Source organism: Pseudoalteromonas sp. NZS71 (assembly GCF_015864715.1).
GTDB classification, from domain to species: Bacteria; Pseudomonadota; Gammaproteobacteria; order Enterobacterales; family Alteromonadaceae; genus Pseudoalteromonas; species Pseudoalteromonas arctica.
In genome coordinates this window covers 1-2,699 of record NZ_JADYWS010000064.1, presented here as the reverse complement: position 1 = coordinate 2,699, position 2,699 = coordinate 1, and the positions used below count along the sequence as shown (strand labels likewise).

The 2,699-nt window shown below is 36.1% G+C and carries 2 protein-coding genes; both read right to left on the bottom strand.

Annotated elements, in window-relative coordinates:
• Window positions 1-322 precede the first annotated feature (322 nt).
• On the bottom strand, window positions 323-709 hold the full coding sequence (gene merR, locus I6E85_RS20675) for an Hg(II)-responsive transcriptional regulator (RefSeq protein ID WP_024591202.1): 387 nt from the start codon (window positions 707-709) through the stop codon (window positions 323-325).
• A 57-nt stretch (window positions 710-766) separates the two neighbouring features.
• On the bottom strand, window positions 767-2,644 hold the full coding sequence (locus I6E85_RS20670) for a Tn3 family transposase (RefSeq protein ID WP_024591201.1): 1,878 nt from the start codon (window positions 2,642-2,644) through the stop codon (window positions 767-769).
• Window positions 2,645-2,699: the final 55 nt, after the last annotated feature.

Sequence of the window (2,699 nt, the reverse complement as noted above, 5' to 3'; positions counted from 1 at the left end):
TACCTCTTAATTGAAATTCAGGGATAGCTTAATAGTTTTGACGAGTTACTTGCAGGTGCACTTGGCTAGACGCTTACAATTCATGTACCTAGGTACGGAGTCAAGAGCGTTTTTTATTAAAGTAATAAAATGTATTTTGACCATGCTCAATATGACCTTGATTTAGAGCAGGCTCTTTCATCTAGCGCTATAGTGATATGCAATTCGAGAGATAAAACGAAGCCGATAGTTCGACATAGGAACAATGGGTAAGGTTTGGCGGTGTTGATAATTTGTTTTTAAGTGACAGGCAGTATAAAAAAATCAGCTGAAATTTGACACTTTATGGCTGTAAAGAATCGATAATAGGGCAACATGTATCATCTTCGTTACTTTGACATTGGCCGATATGTTCTAAGAGTGCTTTTTCTAAAAGTAATAAATCGGCTTGTTTGGTTTGAATAGCCACTAATTTTTTTTTCGCTAACTCTTCTACTTGGTTACAGGGACTATCATTAAGTGAAAGTAATCCCTCTATTTCACTTAAGGTGAATCCTAACTCCTGAGAACGCCTAATGAAACGAATTCTATTTACCGTTTCTGTTGAATATTGTCTATAACCCTGTAAAGGTTTAACGGGTTGTTTTATTAGTCCCTTACGTTCATAAAAACGCACGGTTTCAATATTGATCCCGATTTCCTTTGCTATTTTACTGATGGTTCTAGACATTAATTGTCCTTACTGAGAGTATCATAGTGTTAAATACATTTATTATTGTAACTTGTTTTATCCGTTCTTTGTGTTGCTAATTGACTCGATACCGTTGAGTAAACCAACTAAATCTATTTCTTTACGATCTTTATTAAAAGCATATTCACCGTTTAAATTAATATGCTGCCAAGCAACAGGCGATAGTCTAGAAATAAGTTCAACCACGTCTTGCCTGCCATTTCTTTCTTGTATTTGCAGAAATGCCGAAAGTAACGCGGAATTATAATAAATAATGCAATTAGATATGAGCCTAGCGCAGTCGTTCCATTGAGATACTTGGTAATCATTTCCTCCACGGAATTTGTTACCATTAACTGAAGTAATTGCCCGTTTTAATTGATGGTATGCTTCACCTCTGTTCAATGCTTGTTGAACATAATGGCGCAGCGTTGAATTATCAACATACTCTAAAACGTAGATAGACTTTATTAAACGATCGTACTCATGCAAAGCTGACAATGTACGGCTCTTGCCGTTACTTAATTTTCTAATGATAGTGCTTTGGGTAGTAGTTTTACGGCTCAATGAGCAAACAATATGTTGAATTTCATTCCACTCTTGTGCAATTAATTTATGATTAATTTCTTTCTTTAATTGAATACAGCCACCATCCTCTTCAGTCACTTCAAACAAATCAAAAAATACTCGTTTCATTTTTGCGTATCGAGGGGCAAACGTGTAACCAAAGAAGTCCAAAATTGCGAAGTTAACATTATTGGTACCATGCGTATCGGTCGATAAGGTATTTGGCTGTATATCTGATGAATTGTTATAAAGTAAGTCGAAAGCAAAGTGGCCTTCATACTCATTTGCACCAATAACTTGCGTACTCACTGGAACGTGATTTGAAACAAGTGTTAGCGCAGAAACCCCTTTGCCTTTTGAAAAATATTTAGATGAATAACGCGCCTTAAATGTATTAATACGGCACTCGAATTTTTGACCATCAATACTTGAAAATAATTGGTTATCATCCGCGTGGTAATAAGCAAAAATTGGCAAAGTGGCGATTGCATTAGAAACCTGATCATTAGATTGTGTTAACGTCTCATATCTAATATAGCTATCATCCACACTACGTAATATCCCCATGGAACGGTCGGAGATATTCGCCATTTTATATAAGCCATAATTAGTACCATTAGCTAATATGCAAGCGATTAGATCTTCCTTATTAGCCGGTGATTTTTCTTTGTTGACAGAAATGTGAGTGAACGATTTTAGAAAGTCAGTCTTTTGGTCAACAAAGAGCATTAGTTCAACAATGCCCATATGTTGGATTTGATTATAAAGGGGGTTTTCAATACTTTCTTGCCATCGGTTGTTCGGAATTGACCACTTAAGTTCAGTCTTGCCAGGAATAAATTCAACGTACTTATTATCGCCACTAAAAATATGCTCACTCACTTCCTTCAGCTTGGCCTCTAATTGTTGATTTTTATCGGCTAGTGTTTGGTTGATGGGAGTAGCGAGTTTATCAAGCCCTGAATTTTCAATTATTTCAGTTTTGTGCTCCCATTCTTTAGGTTGAATAAGATCTGAGGCTAAACTACGATTATTAACGCTTTCTTTAACCGTCATTGTATTACTATGAAACAGTTGCTCTGCCTTACGGTAAAGGAAATATTCAAAACGATTAGCATTTAACTTGATATTGTCACCTTCAAAATATTCGCGGTCACTTTTAGGTACCACATCGATATTAATCGTTTTTATGGTTTTGAATTCGCTTAACTCTTCGTGAGCCGTAGTGTATTGTTCGCGTAATTCGTCCTTTAAGTGAATGAACTCAATATCAATAGACATAAAGAGTGAGCGGATCAGTTTTCTAATTTTACTTGATTGTTTATCGATGAACTGCCATTCATATTGTAAGCGTCTAGCTAACGACACCTAGCCTTTCTTAATGTTCCAAGGTAACAGCGCCTCAAGGTTATCAGGCTGCTCA